The organism is Burkholderia pseudomultivorans (genome assembly GCF_001718415.1).
Taxonomy (GTDB): Bacteria; Pseudomonadota; Gammaproteobacteria; order Burkholderiales; family Burkholderiaceae; genus Burkholderia; species Burkholderia pseudomultivorans_A.
The window spans coordinates 2,001,180-2,022,085 of the sequence record NZ_CP013378.1 but is presented as its reverse complement, the minus strand read 5'-3'; the positions used below and the strand labels follow the sequence as shown (position 1 = coordinate 2,022,085).

General features: G+C 69.2%; 18 protein-coding genes. 9 read left to right on the top strand and 9 right to left on the bottom strand.

Going from position 1 to position 20,906, the window contains the following annotated elements; genetic code table 11:
- Nucleotides 1-9: 9 nt before the first annotated feature.
- Nucleotides 10-1,569, bottom strand: coding sequence for a xanthine dehydrogenase small subunit (gene xdhA, locus WS57_RS21615; protein ID WP_069244815.1), 1,560 nt, complete (start codon nucleotides 1,567-1,569; stop codon nucleotides 10-12).
- Nucleotides 1,570-1,918: 349 nt separating this feature from the next.
- Between xdhA and WS57_RS21610 the strand changes: the two genes are divergently transcribed.
- Complete coding sequence (locus WS57_RS21610) at nucleotides 1,919-3,133, top strand: MFS transporter (protein WP_040126739.1); 1,215 nt, start codon at nucleotides 1,919-1,921, stop codon at nucleotides 3,131-3,133.
- Between the two features lie 186 nt (nucleotides 3,134-3,319).
- Here WS57_RS21610 and WS57_RS21605 read toward each other — a convergent pair whose 3' ends face one another.
- Together WS57_RS21605 and WS57_RS21600 are read right to left on the bottom strand one after the other, a co-directional pair.
- A complete protein-coding gene (locus WS57_RS21605) occupies nucleotides 3,320-3,985 on the bottom strand; it encodes a hypothetical protein (RefSeq protein WP_009687303.1) in 666 nt (221 codons plus the stop codon).
- Between the two features lie 144 nt (nucleotides 3,986-4,129).
- Nucleotides 4,130-5,020, bottom strand: coding sequence for a DMT family transporter (locus WS57_RS21600; RefSeq protein ID WP_009687304.1), 891 nt, complete (start codon nucleotides 5,018-5,020; stop codon nucleotides 4,130-4,132).
- A 136-nt stretch (nucleotides 5,021-5,156) separates the two neighbouring features.
- On the opposite strand from WS57_RS21600, the gene WS57_RS21595 reads away from it, so the two are divergent.
- Nucleotides 5,157-6,092 (top strand): helix-turn-helix domain-containing protein, encoded by a 936-nt coding sequence (locus tag WS57_RS21595; protein WP_009687305.1) that lies wholly within the window; start codon nucleotides 5,157-5,159, stop codon nucleotides 6,090-6,092.
- A gap of 22 nt (nucleotides 6,093-6,114) precedes the next feature.
- Here WS57_RS21595 and WS57_RS21590 read toward each other — a convergent pair whose 3' ends face one another.
- A complete protein-coding gene (locus tag WS57_RS21590; RefSeq protein WP_069244814.1) occupies nucleotides 6,115-7,326 on the bottom strand; it encodes a pyridoxal-phosphate-dependent aminotransferase family protein in 1,212 nt (403 codons plus the stop codon).
- Between the two features lie 193 nt (nucleotides 7,327-7,519).
- On the opposite strand from WS57_RS21590, the gene WS57_RS37210 reads away from it, so the two are divergent.
- The 6 genes from WS57_RS37210 (at nucleotide 7,520) to WS57_RS21565 (ending at nucleotide 13,588) form a co-directional block, all read left to right on the top strand.
- A complete protein-coding gene (locus WS57_RS37210; protein ID WP_155640308.1) occupies nucleotides 7,520-7,744 on the top strand; it encodes a hypothetical protein in 225 nt (74 codons plus the stop codon).
- A 295-nt stretch (nucleotides 7,745-8,039) separates the two neighbouring features.
- Entirely contained in the window at nucleotides 8,040-9,020 is a 981-nt protein-coding gene (locus WS57_RS21585; RefSeq protein WP_009687307.1) for a LysR family transcriptional regulator, read from the top strand.
- Nucleotides 9,021-9,050: 30 nt separating this feature from the next.
- Nucleotides 9,051-10,049 (top strand): 2-hydroxyacid dehydrogenase, encoded by a 999-nt coding sequence (locus tag WS57_RS21580; protein ID WP_009687308.1) that lies wholly within the window; start codon nucleotides 9,051-9,053, stop codon nucleotides 10,047-10,049.
- Between the two features lie 171 nt (nucleotides 10,050-10,220).
- On the top strand, nucleotides 10,221-10,943 hold the full coding sequence (bluB, locus tag WS57_RS21575) for a 5,6-dimethylbenzimidazole synthase (RefSeq protein ID WP_060299037.1): 723 nt from the start codon (nucleotides 10,221-10,223) through the stop codon (nucleotides 10,941-10,943).
- A gap of 221 nt (nucleotides 10,944-11,164) precedes the next feature.
- Entirely contained in the window at nucleotides 11,165-12,334 is a 1,170-nt protein-coding gene (locus WS57_RS21570; RefSeq protein ID WP_059519384.1) for an MFS transporter, read from the top strand.
- Between the two features lie 93 nt (nucleotides 12,335-12,427).
- Complete coding sequence (locus WS57_RS21565; RefSeq protein WP_069244813.1) at nucleotides 12,428-13,588, top strand: MFS transporter; 1,161 nt, start codon at nucleotides 12,428-12,430, stop codon at nucleotides 13,586-13,588.
- Between the two features lie 93 nt (nucleotides 13,589-13,681).
- Here WS57_RS21565 and fahA read toward each other — a convergent pair whose 3' ends face one another.
- From fahA to WS57_RS21540, 5 genes are read right to left on the bottom strand one after another with little or no spacing between them, the layout of a single operon-like run.
- Nucleotides 13,682-14,986 (bottom strand): fumarylacetoacetase, encoded by a 1,305-nt coding sequence (fahA, locus tag WS57_RS21560; RefSeq protein ID WP_059519387.1) that lies wholly within the window; start codon nucleotides 14,984-14,986, stop codon nucleotides 13,682-13,684.
- A complete protein-coding gene (gene hmgA / locus WS57_RS21555) occupies nucleotides 14,983-16,317 on the bottom strand; it encodes a homogentisate 1,2-dioxygenase (protein ID WP_059519389.1) in 1,335 nt (444 codons plus the stop codon). The genes fahA and hmgA overlap by 4 nt, the downstream gene beginning before the upstream one ends.
- Before the next feature lie 20 nt (nucleotides 16,318-16,337).
- Nucleotides 16,338-17,693: an MFS transporter gene (locus tag WS57_RS21550; RefSeq protein ID WP_059519391.1), complete on the bottom strand. Its 1,356-nt coding sequence runs from the start codon at nucleotides 17,691-17,693 to the stop codon at nucleotides 16,338-16,340.
- Nucleotides 17,690-17,920: a DUF2783 domain-containing protein gene (locus tag WS57_RS21545; RefSeq protein WP_059519393.1), complete on the bottom strand. Its 231-nt coding sequence runs from the start codon at nucleotides 17,918-17,920 to the stop codon at nucleotides 17,690-17,692. Before WS57_RS21545 ends, WS57_RS21550 begins: the two co-directional genes overlap by 4 nt.
- A gap of 35 nt (nucleotides 17,921-17,955) precedes the next feature.
- Nucleotides 17,956-19,626: an FAD-dependent oxidoreductase gene (locus tag WS57_RS21540; RefSeq protein ID WP_069245463.1), complete on the bottom strand. Its 1,671-nt coding sequence runs from the start codon at nucleotides 19,624-19,626 to the stop codon at nucleotides 17,956-17,958.
- 373 nt (nucleotides 19,627-19,999) lie between these two features.
- On the opposite strand from WS57_RS21540, the gene WS57_RS21535 reads away from it, so the two are divergent.
- A complete protein-coding gene (locus WS57_RS21535; protein WP_040126728.1) occupies nucleotides 20,000-20,803 on the top strand; it encodes an EAL domain-containing protein in 804 nt (267 codons plus the stop codon).
- Nucleotides 20,804-20,906: the final 103 nt, after the last annotated feature.

Genomic DNA, 20,906 nt, shown 5'->3' with positions numbered 1-20,906 from the left:
TCTCCGTGGTCAGACGCGCGCCGCTTCGGCGGCGACTTCACGCACGTTCAGGGCTTGCGGCGGCAGCGGATCGTGCGGACGCGTCTCCAGCCAGAAGCGGTACATCAGGTTCTTCGCGGTATCGAGCCGGTATGCGCTCGTCGCGCGCATGTCGGTGAGCGGCTGGTAGTCGCGCTCGAGCGCCTGCATCGCCGCCTGCGCGGTGGCCTCGTGCCACTGCGCGCCGTCGAGCACGCCTTCCGCGTGCGTCGCGCGCTTCGGCGTCGCGGCCATCCCGCCGAACGCGATGCGCGGCTCGCGGACCACGTCGCCGTCCGCGATGAACGCGAACGCCGCGCACACGGCCGAGATGTCGGAGTCGAACCGCTTCGACAGCTTGTAGGTGCGGAACTGCAGGTTCGCGCGTGCGCCGCTGCGGGTCGGCACCTTCACGCCGACGACGAATTCGTGCGGCGCCATCTCCTTCTGCTGGTAGCCCGTATAGAGCGCTTCGAGCGGCAGCTCGCGCACCGTGTCGCCGCCGCGCAGCACGACCCGCGCGCCGAGCGCGATCAGGCCCGGCATCGAGTCGCCGATCGGCGAGCCGTTCGCGACGTTGCCGCCGAGCGTGCCCGCGTTGCGGATCGGCAGCGACGCGAAGCGCTTCCACATCTCGGTCAGCTCCGGATACGTGCCGGCGAGCGCCGCATAGGCGTTCTCGACGGTGACGCCCGCGCCGATCTCGATCCAGTCGTCGCCGTGCACGACGCGCTGCAGCTCGGCGATCTGGCCGACGTAGATCAGGTCGTCGAGCCGGCGCATCTGCTTGGTGACCCACAAGCCGATGTCGGTGCTGCCCGCCAGCAGACGCGCATCGGGACGCGCGAGCTTCAGCGCGGCCAGCGCGTCGAGCGTGCGCGGCGCCGCGAAGCGCGCGCCGCCGATCGTGTAGTCGAAGGTGTCGTCGCGCTTCAGCGCGGCCAGCGTGCGGGCGAGCGCGGCGGTGTCGACGGGCGATGAATGCGACGGGGCGCCTTCGCCGGCAGCACCTTCGCCGGCCGCGTCGAACATCCTCACCGCCGCGTCGACGATCGGACGATAGCCGGTGCAGCGGCACAGGTTGCCGGTCAGCGCATCGGCGATCTCGGCGCGCGTCGGCACGTCCTTCGCCTTCGCGCACGCGCTGCCGCAGCCTTCGTGGCCGTGCTTCTCGTAGAGCGCCCACATCGACATCACGAAGCCCGGCGTGCAGAACCCGCATTGCGACCCATGGCAGTCGACCATCGCCTGCTGCACCGGATGCAGCGTGCCGTCCGGCTGGCGCAGGTCCTCGACCGTCAGCAGCGCCTTGCCGTCGAGCGTCGGCAGGAACTGGATGCATGCGTTGACGGCCTTGAAGGCGACCGTGCCCGCGTCGGTCAGCTCGCCGACGACGACCGTGCACGCGCCGCAGTCGCCTTCCGCGCAGCCTTCCTTGGTGCCGGTGCAATGGGCGTCCTCGCGCAGGTACTGCAGCACGGTGCGGGTAACGTCCGCGCCGCTGACTTCGCGGACCGCGTGACGATGGTAGAAGCGGATCGGCTCACTCATGTCTCTATCGTTCTTCAAGTGGGGGCAACACGGCCGGCGCAGGGCGCCTGACCGACGTTTTTCTGACAGTTTGCACGCTATCACCGTCAAATTCCGCAACCCATAGCCCATCACGCATGGGGCCCATATAACTGCGGCGATATGGTTTCCGGCGCCGGCCGGCGATCGGCGCGCAGGCCCGCCCCGCCTGCCGGACGGGCACGGCGCCGCCGTGCCGCGCTCCACCGCAACCGGGGCGGAAAAGGGTTCGATTAACTAAACGGTACCTGCGGGAAAACCGGTTCCATGGGAAAATCCCGATTCCGTTTTTCGCCGCCGTGCGTTTCGTCCCCTCATTCGTTCAGACCCCATGTCAACCGATTCCGCCCCCACGCCGCGCAGCGGGTTCGCCGTCACGCTGCAAATCGTGTCCGTCGTCAGCTTCACGTTCATCTGCTACCTGACCATCGGCCTGCCGCTCGCCGTGCTGCCGGGCTTCGTCCACGACGATCTCGGCTTTTCGGCGATCGTCGCGGGCGCAGCGATCAGCGTCCAGTATTTCGCGACGCTCGCGTCGCGGCCGCTCGCCGGACGCTTCGCCGACACGCTGGGCCCGAAGCGGACCGTGCTGCGCGGGCTGGTCGGCTGCGGCGCGTCGGGCGTGCTGCTGCTGGTCGCGCTGCTGCTCGCGCACTGGCCCGTCGCGAGCCTCGTGCTGCTGGTCGCGAGCCGGCTGGTGCTGGGCGTCGGCGAGAGCCTGTGCGGCACCGGCGCGATCCTGTGGGGCATCGGCCGGGTCGGCGTCGCGCACAACGCGAAGGTGATCTCGTGGAACGGCATCGCGACCTACGGCGCGCTGGCGCTCGGCGCGCCGCTCGGCGTCGCGATCGCGCATACGCTGAATCCGGCGCTGATCGGCGTGATCGTGATCGCGCTCGCCGCGCTCGGCTATTACCTTGCCCGCCTGATCGACGCGGTGCCGATCGTGCACGGCGAGCGGATGTCGTATGCAAGCGTGTTTACGCGCGTGCTGCCGCACGGCCTCGGCCTCGCGCTCGGCTCGGCCGGCTTCGGCTCGATCGCGACCTTCGTCACGCTGTACTACGCGGCGCGCCACTGGCCGAACGCCGCGCTGTCGCTGACGGTATTCGGCACGCTGTTCATCGGCGCGCGCCTGCTGTTCGCGAACACGATCAAGACCTACGGCGGCTTCCGCGTCGCGATCGTGTCGTTCGCCTTCGAATGCTCGGGCCTCGTGCTGCTGTGGCTCGCGCCCGTCCCGCACGTGGCGCTGGTCGGCGCCGCGCTCACCGGCTTCGGCTTCGCGCTGATCTTCCCGGCGCTCGGCGTCGAGGCCGTCGCGCTCGTGCCGCCCGCGAGCCGCGGCGCGGCGCTGTCCGCGTATTCGGTGTTCCTCGACCTGTCGCTCGGCATCACGGGCCCGCTCGCCGGTTATGTGGCGGGCGCGTTCGGCTATCCGCAGGTGTTCCTGTTCGCGGCCGTCGCGGCGGCGGCGGGCGTCGGGCTGTCGGCGCTGCTGTATCAGCGGCAGGCGCGGCTGGCGGGCAGCGGCGCGGCGGCCTGAGCGCGGGACGAACGGCGGATATCGGAGGCTGCAGCGCGCGCCCGGTCTGCGGGCGCGCGGCACGGCGATGCGCCGGCTAACGCGGCAGGGTGTTGAAGTCCCGGCCTCGCGTTCGGGAAGTGCTGCCGGGCGTCGTCAACGTCAAATATCCGCTCCCCTGGGTCCGGGTCGATATGAAGGCAGGCCCTAGCGCTCGGCGAACGCCGCTGCCGCGCGCATCACCTGCTCGACCTTGCCTTGTGCGAGCGCCTTCAGCGGCGTGAGCTTGCCGAGCGACGCTTTCGGCGTCGTGAAAAACTGCCATTTGCTCCAGCCCGGCAGGTCGCCCAACTGCTGTGTCACCCTTCCCAGCGTCTTGCGATCGATGTCGCCCGCCAGATAAAAGGCCGGGTAGAACTGCGCGGCGCCAACGTCGACCGTAAAGATGCGCCCCGACGCGACCGCCTTGTTCAGTGCCTGGCGCGTGATTCCCAGTGCCGTCCAGATCTCGGCGGCCGGCAGCAGCCTGCCGCTGGCGACCAGCGCCTGTCGTTCCGGCAGCACGAGACGCTCGACCTCGGAAAGCGCGGCGGCCTTACGCGCGGTCGATCCGGACGCCTGCTTCGCGCGGCCCGGATCCGTCCTGTCGCGCGTCGCGGCAGCCGCGATCCCGAACGTGACCGTCGCCGCCAGATCGATGACCTGCGCGATACCGACCTTGAACAGATGCCCGAGTTGCGCGTCGGAAAGCCTGAGCAGCGCGCGGGCCTTGTCGGGCCCGAGCATGGTCGCGGCGCCGACCGCGCTGCGCAGCGCGTCCGCGGTATCGACGTCGAGGACGACGTCCTCGATCGTGTGTGCGTGCCGGCCCATCGTCGCCTCCTTTCGCAATCAGGAAGAAGCGTAGGCCAATCACGCAACCACGTCAACCTCGTCAACCATCCCGCTGTCATGGCGTGCCGCCCGTATCGGCCAGCAACATCGCCCCGTCAACCCGTCGTGGGCCACCCCGCCCGCTCAGGCCGTCCGCAGAAACAATCGCCGCGTCAGATCGAACGCAACCAGATTCCCGGCCAGCACGAGCAGCAGCCCGACCACCGCGAGCGGCGACCACCGATAGCCCTCGAACACCGTCGACACGGCCAGCGCGACGATCGGGAACAGCACCGTGCAGTAGGCGGCCCGCTCCGGCCCGATGCGGCCGACGAGCGTCAGATAGGCGGTGAAGCCGATCACCGAGCCCGGCACCGCAAGGTAGACGAGCGCGCCGAGATAGCGCGGGCTCGGATCGACCGCGAACGGCAACCCGGCCGCCACGCTGCCGATGGTCAGGATCGCCGCGCCGATCAGCATCGCCCAGCCGTTGGTCGCGAGCGGATGCAGCCCCATCGACTGCATCCGGCTCGACAGCAGGTTGCCGGCCGAGAAGCACATCGTGCCCGCGAACGCGATCGCGAGGCCCGTCCACGTCGCGTGATCGTCGAGATGGCCGGCCATCTGCTGCCAGAACAGGCACGCGATGCCGGTCAGCCCGAGCAGCGCGCCGGCGATCGCGGACGGCCGCAGCGGCCGCCCCATGAACAGCCGGCCGTTGATCGAGTTCAGCAGCGGCGCGGTCGAGAAGATCACCGCGACGAGCCCGCTCGGCACGACGCGCTCCGCGTAGTAGAAGCACAGGAAATTCAGGCAGAACAGCGCGAAGCCCTGCGCGAGAAGAAAGCGCCACGCCTCGCGCGGCGGGCGCGCCGGCCGGCGCATCACGCGCAGCAGCGCGAACATCACGGCGGCGGCGAGCCAGAAGCGCCACGCGATCGAGACGGGCGGCGGCACGGCGCCGAGTTGCCATTTGATCGCGATCCAGGTGGTTCCCCAGATCAGCACGGTGACGATATAGAGCGACAGGTTCATGGCGGTCGACAAACACGGAATCGGGTGAAACGGACTCCGACTATGCCGCCGCGCGACATGCGGCGATTGTCCGGAATTGCGGTCTTTTTCGCGAGGCCGGGCGCGCCGGCGCGCACGCGCTTATACTCGGCGCATCATGAGTCCGTCCCTTTCCGCCCCGCCCGTCGATCGCGCCGCCGCGCTGGCCGGCGCCGACATCCCGTTCGGCCTGCAGTCGGTTTGCCGCACGCTCGCCGAGGCGAACGCGACGCTCGAGCGCTTCGCGTGGCTCGGCGACCATCTCGCGATCGCCGAATGGACACGGATCACCGACGAAGCCGAGACGATCTACGCGCAGCCCGGCCATCACACGCTGTCGTGCTATCTCGACGGCGGCTACCGGACCGAGCGCGAGCGCGTGCCGCGCTACGGCGCGCCGAGCCTGCTGTGCGCGCTGCCGGGCGATCACGAATCGCGCTGGTGGGTGCGCGGCGAGATGCATTTCATCCACCTGTACTTCCTGCCCGAGCACTTCACGCAGCGCGCGATCCGCGAACTCGACCGCGAACCGCGCGAACTGAAGCTCGCCGACCGCACCTATTTCGAGGATGCGCGCGTCGCGACGCAGTTCCGCTCGCTCGCGCTGGAGCGCTGGGACGATGCCGACGGCCGGCTGCGCGTCAACGAAACCGCGCACGAGGTGCTGAGCCTGCTGCTGCACGGCCAAAGCACGACGCGCACCGATGCGTCGTTTCGCGGCGGGCTCGCGCCGGCCGTGCGCCGCCGCGTGCGCGACTACATCGACACGTACCTGTCGCAGCCGCTGACGCTCGGCGAACTCGCCGATGTCGCCGCGCTGTCCGAATATCACTTCTCGCGGATGTTCCGCCTGTCGTTCGGCCGCGCGCCGCATGCATGGGTGGCCGAACAGCGGCTCGCACGGGCCCGCCTGCTGCTGCGCACGACGGCGCTGCCGCTCGCGCAGATCGCGGCCGAATGCGGATACGCGAACGCCGGACACTTCAGCCACCGCTTCCGCGACGCGCACGGCACGACGCCGAACACGTACCGGCGCGCGATGCGGGGCGGCTGAGGCCCCGCCCTTCCCGCGTCGGTTACACGCCGCGCCGCGACAGCTCCTGTTCGAGCGCGGCGACGCCGGCCGGCAGATCGACCGGCACCTTCAGGTCGACCATCGTGCGGCCGAACGCATGCACGGTGCGGAACAGGTTGTGTTCGCGGCACTGCTCGCCCATCTGGCCGATCCGCACGATCGGCAGCCCGAACGAGCCGGAGATCTCGACCTGGTACTGCTTCGAGATATGCCCGCAGATCATGCCCGGCGTGAGCCCGTCGGGCGTCTCGATGCCGACCACCGAATTGAGCCGGCAGTCCTTCGGCGCATAGAGCCTGAGCCCCATTGCCTCGACGCCTGCCTGCAGCGCGAGCGAGCAGCGCAGGTGGCGCGCGAAGCGGCTTTCGAGCGTTTCCGCGCAGACGAGCCGCAGCGCCTCGTGCAGCGCGAGCACGCCCGACACGGGCGCCGTGTAGTGATAGCCGGCGTTGTGCCAGAAGTTCTCCGCGAGCGCCATGTCGAGGCACCAGTGCGCATTCGGTTCGGGACGCCGCTTCATCCGCTCCCAGGCCGCATCGGAGAAGGCGATCAGCGACACGCCCGGAATCGACGACAGCCCCTTCTGGCCGCCGGTGATCACCGCGTCGATGCCCCACGCGTCCATCTCGAGCGGCATCGTCGACAGCGTGCACACCGCATCGACGACGACCAGCGCGCCGGCCGCCTTCGCGAGCGCGGCGATGTCGCGCAGGTCGCGATTCCATACGGTGTTCGACGTCTCGCCCTGCACGATCGTGACGATCTCGGGGCGCTCGCGCGCCATCGCGTCGGCGACCTCGTCGAGGCTCGCGACCGCGCGGTCGGCCACTTCGAGCGTCGAGACGTCGGCGCCGACGCGCGTGGCCATCTCGGCCATCCGCGCGCTGAAGAAGCCGTTGCGGATCGACAGCACGCGCGTGCCGCGCCACGCGAGGTTCGAGATCGCCATCTCCATCGCGGCCGAGCCGGGGCCGGCGACGCCGAGCACCCACTTCGTGCGGGTCTGGAACACGTAGCGCGCCATCTCCTTCACCTGCTCGATGATCTTCGCCATCGTCGCGCCGAGGTGGTTGATCACGATCGTGTTCGCCTTGGCGACGGCGGCCGGGATCGGAACCGGGCCGGCCCCCATCATCAGCAGCGGTTCTTCGGGCAGGATCGCGTCGAGCGGCACGACGACGGGACAGGGAATCGGCGAGTAATCGATGGACATGGCTGGAACGGGATGAATGGGACGAAATGCAGGAACGCTCGCCGCACGGCGAGCCAATCGATCATTCCCCGTTCCGCCGCATTGCGCAAGAGGCACGCAGCACCGGACAGCAGGCAGCCGGCCCGGTCGCCGGACCGGGCCAGATCGCGCGCCGGCCCGCGCGGAATTCCCGTTCCGATGGTGAAACGGTTCCATGCGGGCGATTTTCCGGCGCAATATCGAGATGATTCATCGATTCGAACCGTTCGCCGCAGCCGCCTGTGCGCACGCAAGAAACTTTGCGCGCCGTAAAATCGCCGAACCGGATTCGATACGCATATTCGACATACTGGCAAAAAACGCCATTCTCCAGCATCCCATTGCCGGAAATACCGAAAATTACCCCGACCGGGCGCGCCCATCGGGCACAATCCGTTGATTCATATGCGAAATATTCATTGCATCGACGCATAAGCGAATGCCCGAATCCGCCCGCGACGCCGACCGCCGGCGGGGTCCGGCGGTTTTTCGGGCACCCGCGATTCCGATTTTCCGCAACCCGCCCTTTTTCTCAGGTTGACGGATATCGTTTCCTTATTGAACAATCGTCTGCGGAATCGAAAAAACGTTTTTTCGATACGAGGGAGAATCGGGTGTCGCGCATTGGGCTTTCACGGCTGCGCGACGAAAAATCACAACCATAATCAGTCAACCGGGCCAGAAATACGCGAGCCATGAACCAGATTCAGACCATGCGTGTCTTCGTCTGCGTCGCCGAGCAACAGAGCTTCCGGCGCGCGGCGCACCATCTCGGCGTGTCCAACGCACTCGTCACGCGCTCGATCGCGATGCTCGAGGGCCATCTGAATACGCGGCTGATCCACCGCACGACGCGCAACCTGTCGCTCACGGAGGCCGGCGCGCGTTATCTCGATGGCTGCCGCGCACTGCTCGAGGAGTTCGACCACCTCGAGGCGTCGGTCGCGCATGCGGCGCGCGAGCCGGGCGGCACGCTGCGCATCGTCGCGTCGGGCCTGCTGTCGCCGCTCGCGCTGACGCCGCTCGTCAGCAGCTTCCGGCAGCGCTATCCGGAGCTACGCGTGCACCTCACGGTCGCCGAGGGGCCGCTCGACATGCTCGACTCGGGCTACGACGTCGGCATCGTCACGGGCGACCGGCTCGCCGGCAATCCGGCGCTGATCGGTCATCCGCTCGCGCCGAACCCGTTCGTCGCATGCGCGGCGCCCGCCTATCTCGAACGGCGCGGCGAGCCGCGCTCGCCCGACGACCTGCCGCGCCACGACTGGATCGCGCTCGCGCCGCATCAGCACACGCCCGCCTGGCGGCTGGTCGGCCCTGACGAAGTCGTGCACGCCGTCACGGTGCGCCCGGCCTGCACGGTCAACCAGCTCGCGCTCGTGCAGGCGGCGGTCGTCGCCGGATCGGGCATCGCGATGCTGCCCTCGCACTGCGTCGCCGACGCGATCGACAACGGCACGCTGGTGCGGCTGCTGCCCACCTACCGGATCGACGATCCGGACGCGCAGCTGTCGCTCGTCTACCCGAACCGGCAGTTCGTGCCGGCACGCACGCGCAGCTTCGTCGAACACGCGCTCGAACACTTCGGCACGCCGACGCAGCGCGAGCGCGCCGACTACGGCTTCCTGCGGCCGGCGCGGGGCGAACGCCCCGACATCGTCACGGGCCTGCAGTAAACTGCCCGCGACAGCCATCGGAGGTGCAGCGTGCGCGTGATCCTGTTCAGCAGCCGGCAATACGACGACGATTCGTTCACTGCGGCGAACCGGCAGTTCGGCTACCGGCTGCACTTCCAGCCGTCGCATCTCGATGCGGAGACGGCCATCCTCGCGCACGGCTATGACGTCGTCTGCCCGTTCGTCAACGACACCGTCGACGCGGCCGTGCTCGAACGGCTCGCGGACGGCGGCACGCGCCTGATCGCGCTGCGCTCGGCCGGCTTCAACCACGTCGACCTGGCGGCCGCCGAGCGGCTCGGCATCGCGGTCGTGCGCGTGCCGGCCTATTCGCCGCACGCGGTCGCCGAACACGCGGTCGCGCTGATCCTCGCGCTCAACCGCCGCCTGCCGCGCGCGGTCGCGCGCACCCGCGAGGGCGATTTCTCGCTGAACGGCCTGCTCGGCTTCGACCTGCACGGCAAGACGGTCGGCGTGATCGGCACCGGCCTGATCGGCCGCGTGTTCGCAAAGATCATGATGGGCTTCGGGATGCACGTGCTCGCCCACTCGATGCCGCCCTACGACGACGAGCTGATCGCGTTCGGCGCGCGCTACGTCGAACTCGACGAGCTGCTGCGCCACGCCGACATCGTCAGCCTGCATTGCCCGCTGCTGCCGTCCACGCACCATCTGATCAATGCGCAGACGCTCGCGCGGATGAAGCCCGGCGCGATGCTGATCAACACCGGCCGCGGCGGCCTGGTCGACGCGCAGGCGCTGATCGATGCGCTCAAGAGCGGCCAGCTCGGCCATCTCGGGCTCGACGTGTACGAAGAGGAAAGCGGGCTGTTCTTCGAGGACCACTCGGACCTGCCGCTGCAGGACGACGTGCTCGCGCGGCTGCTGACGTTCCCGAACGTGATCGTCACGTCGCACCAGGCGTTCTTCACGCGCGAGGCGCTCGCCGAAATCGCGCACACGACGCTGCTGAACATCGAGGCGTGGCATGCGGGCACGCCGCAGAACCTCGTGACGACGAACCGCTGAAAAACGGCGCGTTTGCGGGCCCGCAGCGCGTCCGCAATCGTTTGCTTGTGCGCATGGCCGCTCGCTGTGCACGCCTGCGTCAACAATTGCGCACTTTGTTTCGGTTGAGGCAACGCTTCGTACGCGCCGTCTGCTATCGTTGCGCCGACGTCATCCCTGCTTCCGCCGCCCATGCGTTTCGACGATCCCGACCTCGCCGCCGTTTACCGCGCCATCTTCGAGCGACGCGACATGCGCCATTTCACGCCCGCGCCGGTCGATCCGGCCGTGCTCGGCCGGCTGCTGCGCGCCGCGCACCATGCACCGAGCGTCGGCTTCATGCAGCCGTGGCGCTTCGTCCGCATCACCGATCGCGCGCTGCGCACCGCGATCCACGCGCTGGTCGAGGCCGAGCGCCGCGCGACCGCCGACGCGCTCGGCGAGCGCCACGACGACTTCATGCGGCTGAAGGTCGAAGGCGTGCGCGAATGCGGCGAACTGCTGGTCGTCGCGCTGACCGACGATCGCGAACGCCATGTGTTCGGCCGCCGCACGCTGCCGGAAATGGATCTCGCGTCGGCCGCGTGCGCGATCCAGAACATGTGGCTCGCGGCCCGCGCGGAAGGACTCGGGATGGGCTGGGTATCGCTGTTCGACGTCGACGCGCTGCGCACGCTGCTCGGCATGCCCGACGGCGCGAAACCGATTGCCGTGCTGTGCATCGGGCACGTCGACGCGTTCTATGCGAAGCCGATGCTCGAGGAAGCGCGCTGGGCCGCGCGGATGCCGATCGACGCGTGCCTGTTCGAGAACGGCTGGGGCGCGCCGGCGGCGCAAGAGTTGGCGGCTGCCGCGGCAGTCGGTTCCGGTGACGGCTCCGGCGGCACGGAAGCCTCGGCCGAACAACCAACCTAGAAACTGGCCTGTCCCGGCCCCGCCATCCTCCGCGACTCACGACCCGCGCCGCCGTCCCTCCCACAGTCCGGGCGCGGCCCGTCGCACGCCGGCAACAGCCGTTCCGGCCCCCGGCATAAGGGTTTCCACTGAAGTAGAATCGCGGCTATCGCCCTGCCGTCCACCCGCTCCGCGCGTCCTGCGCCGCTCCTGGCCGACGGCCTTTCCCGGAATCCTCCGCGATGCCCTTACCTCTGTTCGCTCTCGCCGTCGCCGCATTTGGAATCGGTACCACCGAATTCGTGATCATGGGGCTGCTGCCCAACGTCGCGCGCGACCTCGGCGTGTCGATTCCCGCCGCCGGCATGCTCGTGTCCGGCTACGCGCTCGGCGTGACGATCGGCGCGCCGATCCTCGCGATCGTCACCGCGAAGATGCCGCGCAAGCGCGCGCTGATGGGGCTGATCGGCCTGTTCATCGCCGGCAACCTGTTCTGCGCGATCGCGCCCGGCTATGCGGTGCTGATGGCCGCGCGCGTCGTCACCGCGTTCTGCCACGGCGCGTTCTTCGGGATCGGCTCGGTGGTCGCGAGCAACCTCGTCGCGCCGAACCGCCGCGCGCAGGCGATCGCGCTGATGTTTACCGGCCTCACGCTCGCGAACGTGCTCGGCGTGCCGCTCGGCACCGCGCTGGGCCAGGCCTACGGCTGGCGCGCGACGTTCTGGGCCGTCACCGGCATCGGCATCGCCGCGGCCGCCGCGCTCGCCGTATGCCTGCCGAAACACCTCGCGATGCCCGACACCAGCATCACGCGCGAATTCGGCGTGCTGAAGCACCCGCAGGTGCTGATGGTGCTCGGCATCAGCGTGCTCGCGTCGGCGAGCCTGTTCAGCGTGTTCACCTACATCACGCCGATCCTCGAGGACGTGACGGGCTTCTCGCCGCGCCAGGTCACCTACGTGCTGCTGCTGTTCGGCCTCGGCCTGACGGTCGGCGGCACGCTCGGCGGCAGGCTCGCCGACTGGCGCCGGATGCCGTCGCTGATCGCGACCCTCGCGCTGATCGGTGTCGTGCTCGCGACGTTCGCCGGCACGATGCACCTGCCGTTCGCCGCGCTCGCGACGATCTTCGTCTGGGGCATCCTCGCGTTCGCGATCGTGCCGCCGCTGCAGATCCTGATCGTCGATCGCGCGAGCGATGCGCCGAACCTCGCCTCGACGCTGAACCAGGGTGCGTTCAACCTCGGCAATGCGACCGGCGCGTGGCTCGGCGGGATGGCGATCGGCTCCGGCGTGTCGCTCGTGAACCTGCCGTGGGTCGGCGTCGCGATGGTCGTCGCCGCGCTCGCGCTGACGCTGTGGTCCGCATCGCTCGAACGCCGCCCGGTGGCCGTGCCGACCGAGTACGTGTGACGCGCCCGGGCCGCGATCGTTGCGCACGCAACACCATTCGGACTTGATGGCCTTCATGGACCTTTCAAGGCCCGAGGTGTAGCATCGCGCCCGATGAAAGCCATCCTCAACCGTGATTTCCTTGCGCTCATCCTGAGCGTTGCGGTCGTCGGTCTCGGCACCGGCGCCACGCTGCCCCTCACCGCGCTCGCGCTGACCGAAGCCGGGCACGGCACCAACGTGGTCGGCATGCTGACGGCCGCGCAGGCCGGCGGCGGGCTCGCGATCGTGCCGTTCGTCACCGCGCTCGCGCGGCGCATCGGCGCGCGCCGCGCGATCGTCGTGTCGGTCGTGCTGCTCGCCGCCGCCACCGCGCTGATGCAGTTCACGTCGAGCCTGATCGTGTGGGCCGTGCTGCGCGTGCTGTGCGGCGCCGTGCTGATGCTGCTGTTTACGATCGGCGAAGCGTGGGTCAACCAGCTCGCCGACGATTCGACGCGCGGCCGCGTCGTCGCGATCTACGCGACCAACTTCACGCTGTTCCAGATGGCGGGCCCCGTGCTCGTCAGCCAGATCGCCGGCGCGACCGGCATTCGCTTCGCGCTGTGCGGCGCGCTGTTCCTGCTCGCGCTGCCGACGCTCGCGACGATCCGGCGCGCGCCGCTCGCCGGCGACGATGCGCATCACGAAACGCACGATCACTGGCTCGCCGTGCTGCCGCGCATGCCGGCGCTGATCATCGGCACCGGCTTCTTCGCGCTGTTCGACACGCTCGCGCTGTCGTTACTGCCGCTCTACGCGATGGATCATGGCGTCGCGAGCGAAACCGCCGTGCTGCTCGCGTCGATCATGCTGTTCGGCGACACCGCGATGCAGTTCCCGATCGGCTGGCTCGCGGACAAGCTCGGCCGCGAACGCGTGCATCTCGGCGCGGGCTGGATCGTGCTCGCCGGCCTGCCGCTGCTGCCGTTCGTCGTCGCGAATCCGTGGCTGTGCTGGCCGCTGCTGTTCGTGCTCGGCGCGGCCGCCGGCAGCATCTATACGCTGTCGCTCGTCGCATGCGGCGAGCGCTTCCGCGGCACGGCGCTCGTCACGGCCAGCTCGCTCGTGTCGGCGTCGTGGAGCGCCGCGAGCTTCGGCGGCCCGCTGGTCGCGGGCGCATTGATGGAGCAACTGGGCAGCAACGCGCTGGTCGGCGTGCTGGTCGCGTGTGTCGCCGCGTTCGTCGCCGCCGCGCTGTGGGAACGCCGCGCCGCGCTGCAGCGCGCGGTCTGAGGCGCGTGCCCGCATCGCACGCGTGACACGGCCGAAACGACGACGGCCCGCGCGAGGCGGGCCGTCCGATGCAGGCGCGTCACGCGCGGTGCGTCACCCCTTCAATGCAGGCAGGATCTTGCCGGCGCAGTGGCCGAAGCCGACGCGATAGCCGTCGCCCTGGCACCAGCCGGCGAGCGTCAGCTCGTCGCCGTCCTCGATGAACGTGCGGCTGCCGCCGCCGCTCAGCGCGAGCGGTTCCTTGCCGTTCCACGTCAGCTCCAGCAGGCTGCCGAACGAATCGCGGGTGGGCCCGCTGATCGTGCCCGAGCCCATCAGGTCGCCGACCCGCGTATTGCAGCCCGCAACCGTGTGATGCGCGAGCTGCTGCGCCATCGTCCAGTACATGTGCTTGAAGTTGGTGCGGCAGATCGTCGTCGGCTGCGCTGCGCCTTCCGCGCGCAGCGTCACTTCGAGCGCGATGTCGAACGCATGCCGGCCCGCATGCTGCAGATACGCGAGCGGCTGCGGCGACTGCTCGGGCTGCGCGGTGCGGAACGGCTCGAGCGCATCGAGCGTGACGATCCACGGCGAGATCGTCGTCGCGAAGGTCTTCGCGTTGAACGGGCCGAGCGGCACGTATTCCCACTGCTGGATGTCGCGCGCGCTCCAGTCGTTGAGCAGCACCATCCCGAAGATATGCGCTTCCGCGTCCTCGCACGCGATCGGCTCGCCGAGCGCATTGCCGCGGCCGACGATGAAACCCGTCTCCAGTTCGATGTCGAGCTTGCGGCACGCGCCGAACACCGGACGCTCCTGGTCGGGCAGCTTCAGCTGGCCGTTCGGGCGCCGCACCGGCGTGCCGCTCACGACCACCGACGACGCGCGGCCGTTGTAGCCGATCGGCATTTCCGACCAGTTCGGCAGCAGCGCGTTCTTCGGATCGCGGAACATCGAGCCGACGTTGGTCGCGTGCTCCTTCGACGAATAGAAGTCGGTATAGCCGGGAATCTCGACCGGCAGATGCAGCGTCGCATCGCGCTGCGCGACCAGCACCTGCGCGCGCAGCGCCGCATCGTCGCGCAGCCGCGCGTTCTCGCGCGAGAACAGCGCGGACAGCTGCACGCGCACGCTGCGCCACGCGTCGCGGCCGAGCGCGATGAACGCGTTCAGCGTCGGCGCGGCGAACGCGTCGCCGCCGCCCGGCAGCGTCACGAGGCCGGCACGCGCGAGCGCGGCGAGATCGACGATCTGGTCGCCGAGCGCGACGCCCGCGCGGTGCGCCGGCTGCTTCGCATCGCTGAAGATCCCGAACGGCAGGTTCTGGATCGGAAAATCGCAGGCGGGATCGTTCGCGGTGTCGAGCCAGCTCTTGCGAGCCGGGTCGAGCGTCGCGCGCCAGTCTTGGGTATCGCTCATCGTTGCTCCGGATTGAAGTGTTTCCTGATGCCTTGCCAGCATTCGAAGTAGTTCGCCTGCAGCTGCGCGGTGTCGAGCGCGTAGCGCGTCGGCCGGATCAGCGTGCGGGTTTCGAACATGAACGCCATCGTGTCGTCGACCTTGTGCGGCTTCGACGTGTCGCTCGCCGACGCCTTCTCGAACGTGTCCGCGTCGGGCCCGTGGCCCGACATGCAGTTGTGCAGGCTCGCACCGCCCGGCACGAAGCCTTCGGCCTTCGCGTCGTACGCGCCGTGCACGAGCCCCATGAACTCGCTCGCGACGTTGCGATGGAACCAGGGCGGACGGAACGTATCCTCGGCCGCGAGCCAGCGCGGCGGGAAGATCACGAAGTCGATCGCGTCGACGCCCGGCGTATCGGTCTGCGAATGCAGCACGAGGAAGATCGACGGATCGGGATGGTCGAAGCTGATCGAGCCGATCGTGTTGAACAGGCGCAGGTCGTATTTGTACGGCGCGTAGTTGCCGTGCCACGCGACGACGTCGAGCGGCGAGTGGCCGATATCCGCGCGCCACAGCCGGCCGTTCAGCTTGGCGACGAGTTCGAACGCGCCTTCGCGGTCCTCGTACGCGGCCTGCGGCGTCAGGAAGTCGCGCGGGTTCGCGAGCCCGTTCGAGCCGATCGGACCGAGGTCGGGCAGGCGCAGCTGCGCGCCGAAGTTCTCGCAGATATAGCCGCGCGCGTTGCCGTCGGGCAGCGCGACCGAGAAGCGCACGCCGCGCGGGATTACCGCGATCTCGAACGGCTCGACGTCGAGGCGGCCGAACTCGGTCGCGATGAACAACCGCCCCTGCTGCGGCACGATCAGCAGCTCGCCGTCGGCGCTGTAGAAGAAGCGGTCCTGCATCGAGCGGTTCGCCGCGTACAGGTGGATCGCGCAGCCGTTCATCGCGGCCGCCGAGCCGTTGCCGGCCATCGTCACCCAGCCTTCGACGAAATCGGTCGGCTCGGCCGGCATCGGCAGCGGATCCCAGCGCAGCTGGTTCGGCGGCGTCGGCGGCACGTCGGCCGAATCGCCGAATTCCGACACGAGCCGCTGCGGGCCCGCGAACGGCTCGAACGGCCGATGCACGGCCGCCGGGCGGATCCGGTACAGCCACGAGCGGCGGTTATGGCCGCGCGGCGCGGTAAACGCGGTGCCCGACAGCTGCTCCGCATAGAGCCCGTACGGCGCGCGCTGCGGCGAGTTGCGGCCGTGCGGCAATGCGCCGGGCAACGCCTCGGTCGCGAACTCGTTCGCGAAACCGCTCAGGTAGCCGGCACTCGCCGGTTTCGACAGGTCAAGCGTCATCGTTCCATTTCTCCATCAATTCAGGCGGCGCTCGGCGCCTGTTCGCCGAGGCGTCGCGACACACCCGCGAGCCCGAGAACGAACAGCGCCGAGCACAGCACGGGCACGGCGGCCGCATGAAACAGCGCGCCGTTCGACCAGTTGAGTGCAATCAGTTGCCCACCGACGAGCGGCCCCAGCACCGAGCCGATGCGGCCGATGCCGAGGCTCCAGCCGATGCCCGTCGAGCGCAGCGAGGTCGGGTAGTACTGGCCCGCGAGCGCGTTGACGGCCGGCTGCCCCCCGACCACGCAGAACCCGCCCGCGAACACGACGATCAGCAGCCACGGCAGCGCGTGCGCGACCGAGCCGATCAGCCCGACCGACACCGCCGCGCACGCGAAGCAGGCGAACAGCACGCGCACGAAGCCGTAGCGCTCGATGAACCAGCCGAGCGACAGCGTGCCGACCACGCCGCCCGTCTGCAGCACCGTGCCGACGATCACCGCGGTGGACGGCGCATAACCGGCATCGCGCATCACGGTCGGCAGCCAGTTCGACAGGAAGTACAGGTCGATCAGGTTCATGAAGCTGATCGCCCACAGCAGCAGCGTGACGGGCAGGCGACCATGGCGGAACAGCTCGGCGACCGGCGCGCCGCTCGTTGCGCGCTCGCGCACGACGAGCCGCGTGTTCGCGTCGATGCCCGCGTGCGGCGCGAAGCGCGCGAGCCAGTCGCGCGCCCGCGCGTCGCGCCCTTTCAGCACGAGGAACTGCAGCGACTCGGGAAGCCGCGCGACCATCGCGATCGCGAGCACCAGCGGCACCGCGCCGCCGACGAAGAACACCGCGCGCCAGCCGAGCGCCGGAATCAGCGCCGCGCTGATGAAGCCGCCGATCGCCGCGCCGAGCGTGAAGCCGCACGACACGATCATCATCCGCTTCACGCGATGCGCGCCCGGGCTGAACTCGCCGACCAGCGCCATCGCGTTCGGCATGATGCAGCCGAGGCCGAGCCCCGTGACGAAGCGCAACGCCATCAGCACCGGGATCGAGCCCGCGAACGGCGTCGCGAGCATCGTCAGCGCGAAGAACAGCGTCGCGCCGATCAGCACCGGGCGGCGCCCGATCCGGTCGGCCAGCACCGACAGGCCGAGCGCACCGAGCAGCATGCCGAACAGGCTCGCGCTGAACACCGGGCCGAGCGCCTGCTTCGGCACGCCCCATTCGGCGATCACGCTCGGCGCGACATAGCCCATCGCCTGCGCGTCGAAGCCGTCGATCACGAGGCACAGCCCGCACAGCACCAGCAGCATCCAGTGAAAGCCCGGGTTATGGGTGTCGTCGATCACATGCTCGACTTCGAGCGTGCGCGCATCGCTCGGCGCGGCACTCATTGCGTCACCTCGGCGGCCGGATGCGCGGGCGGCGTCACGCCGCGGCGCGCGAGCGCCATCGCTTCGCGCAGCACGTCGAGATCGCCGATCTGGTTCGCGAGCAGCAGGATCAGCTTCGCGTTGACGAGCTGGCTGTCGCTGTCGGACAGGTCGCGATGCATGTCGATCAGCGCTTCGTAGAATGCGTCCGGATCGGCCAGACGCGGGCGGGTGTCGAGTGGGGGCATGGCGGGTATCTCCGGTATCGGTATCGTTGTCGTGTTCAGCGTGCGCAGGTTGCGCGGGCCAGCGCATCGGCGATCGCGCGGCGATCGAGCGCGCGCATCCGCGCACACACGTGCTGGTCGGGGCGCAACAGGTAGAACGTGCCGGGCTTCGCGTCGTAGCGCTGTGCAGCTACGCCGTCGATATCCTCGACGACCTCGACGACCTCGACGCCCGCCGCCGGCTGCGCATGCCCGGCCGGCACGACCAGCACGGGCCGCACCGGCAGCGCGAGATCCGCGACCGCCTGCGCGAGCGCGGCCGCATCGCCCGGCAGTCCGAACAGCACGCCGGCGAAGCCGCCGCGGAGATGCTGCAGCAGCCAGCCCGAGCCGTGCGGCGTGCGCACCGGCGCATCGGCCGCCGCCGCGCCCGGCCGCATCGCGCCGGCGAACGTGTCGCGATCGGGTGTGTTCAGCGGCGAATCGGCGAGCACCGCCGGCACCGACAGCCGGCCGCTGTTCACCAGCTTGCGCGCGAACTCGCAGTCGCGCGCGAGCTTCAGCGTCGCGTCGCGGAACACGCGCGAGACGGGGCTCTTCGGCGTGATGAAGTCGGTCGAGCGTGTCGAGTTGCGGATGTTCTCGTCGGCCGCGAACTCGCGCTCGCTCGCATACGTGTCGAGCAGGCGGTCGGGGGCGCTGCCGTCGAGCACGAGCTTCAGCTTCCACGCGAGGTTGTCCGCGTCCTGCACGCCGCTGTTCGCGCCGCGCGCGCCGAACGGCGACACGCCGTGCGCGGAGTCGCCCGCGAACAGCACGCGGCCATGGCGGAACGTATCCATCCGCTGGCAACGGAACGTATAGACGCTGACCCATTCGAGCTCGAACTCGACGTCCGGCCCGAGCAGCGCGCGCACGCGCGGAATCACGCGCTCGGGCTGCTTCTCGGCGACCGGATCGGCATCCCAGCCGAGCTGGAAGTCGATGCGCCACACGTTGTCGGGCTGGCGATGCAGCAGCACCGACTGGTTGCGGTGGAACGGCGGATCGAACCAGAACCAGCGTTCGGTCGGGAATTCCGCCTTCATCTTCACGTCGGCGATCAGGAAGCGATCCTTGAACGTGCGGCCGCGGCTTTCGAGGCCCATCGCCGCGCGCAGCGGGCTGCGCGAGCCGTCGGCCGCGATCACGTACTGCGCGCGCAGCGTCTCGACGCCTTCCGGCGTCTCGATCGTCAGCACCGCATGCCCGGCCGACTGCTCGACGCCCGTCACCTTGTGCTTCCAGCGGATGTCGATGTTCGGCAGCTCGAACGCGCGCTCGGCCAGATAGCCTTCGACGTAGTACTGCTGCAGGTTGATGAACGCCGGACGCGCATGCCCTTGTTCCGGCAGCAGGTCGAAGGCGTAAAGCTGCTCGTCCTGCAGGAACACCTTGCCGACATGCCAGCTCACGCCCTTGTCGACGAAGCGCTCGCCGCAGCCGAGCCGGTCGAAGATCTCGAGCGTGCGCTTCGCGAAGCAGATCGCGCGCGAGCCGGTAGACAGCGTGTCGTCGTCGTCGAGCAGCACGACGGGCACGCCCTGCTGCGCGAGGTCGATCGCCGCCGACAGGCCGACCGGGCCCGCGCCGACGACGATCACCGGATGGACGGCCGCGTCATCGCCGGCGCCGCGCGCCGCGCGCGGGCGGTATTCGAACTTCAGGGTCTGGTAGTCGATGCTCATGGTCGCCATCCGTCCGTCATCCCCGCCCCGCGCCCGCCGGCGCGCCCGTCGTGATCCCGCCCCGGCACACCGGCCGGCCCTGCTGCCTCCATTTCCAGTCAACCGCCACGTCTCGCTCCTTGCTTCCTGTTGATTCGGGGACGGCGCCGCCTGCGCAGCGCCCTGATGCCGCTTTTCTTGATCGATGTCACGCTTCAGGATTTACGAATAGTAAAACCAATTACGAATAGTGAAATCAACGTAAACCCTAGGCGGCCCGCTCGGGGACGGGATAACCATATGAGCGAAACGCCAAGCCGAGCCCCGCGCGCACTGCTACTATCGAGATGAGGCGGCCCGTTCGGCCGCCCTTTTTCCTTGTCGATCGACGCCGATGATTCCGCCTACCATTCCCGAGCTGGTCGCCCGTGCCGGGCAGCTGCCCTATCTGCGGGAACACCTCGCGCTTGCCGAAGGCGGCACCGCGTGTGCGCGCCTGCCCGAGCGCGTACTCGGCAGCGCGTACGAACCCATCTACGACGTGACGATGCCGGGCGCGCCGCAGTCGACGTCGTTCGCGGACGCGATCGAGCGCTACGGCGACGAGCTCGGCTTCCAGGCCGTCACGCTGGTGACGGGCGCGCCGCACGATCCGGTCGACTCCGCCATCGACGACCAGACGCTGGTCGCGATCGACCGCCTGTCGCGCGCGCTGCACGCGATCAACTTCTTCGGTGCGCAGCGCCACGGGCTGCTGTTCCTGCGCGTGCACGAACGGCTGCTCAAGAGCGTGAAATACGATCACGGCAAGCATTTCTCGTCGGTGCTGCAGCGCTTCGGGCTGTCGCCCGAGCGGATCGTGATCGAGCTGCCGGCGGTCGCGGTCGCGCACAAGACCTTCCTCGGCTACCTGACGCGCAGCTACCAGCATCACGGCTTCAAGGTCGCGGACAAGCTGCCCGACCCGGGGCGCATCCTCGCGGTCGAATCGGAGATGGCGCGGCCCGACTACATCAAGATGGATGCCGGCATCGCGCTGCGCGACGGGATGGTGAAGGCGCTCGTCGCGTATGCGCAGCGCGTGCGGATTCCGCTGATCTTCGACGGCGTCGTCGACGAGACGCAGTGCGAACTGCTGCGCCAGCACGACGTGCGGTTCATGCAGGGGCCGGTGTTCGCGAAGGTGGTGACGGTCTAGAAAGGGCCGCGGCCGGGCAGGCTGCTCGGTGCGCGGAGGAATGGAAAGGGAACGGGCGCGGAGGAATCGACGCCCTGTTTGCCGGGTCGTCTCGGGGCCTCGC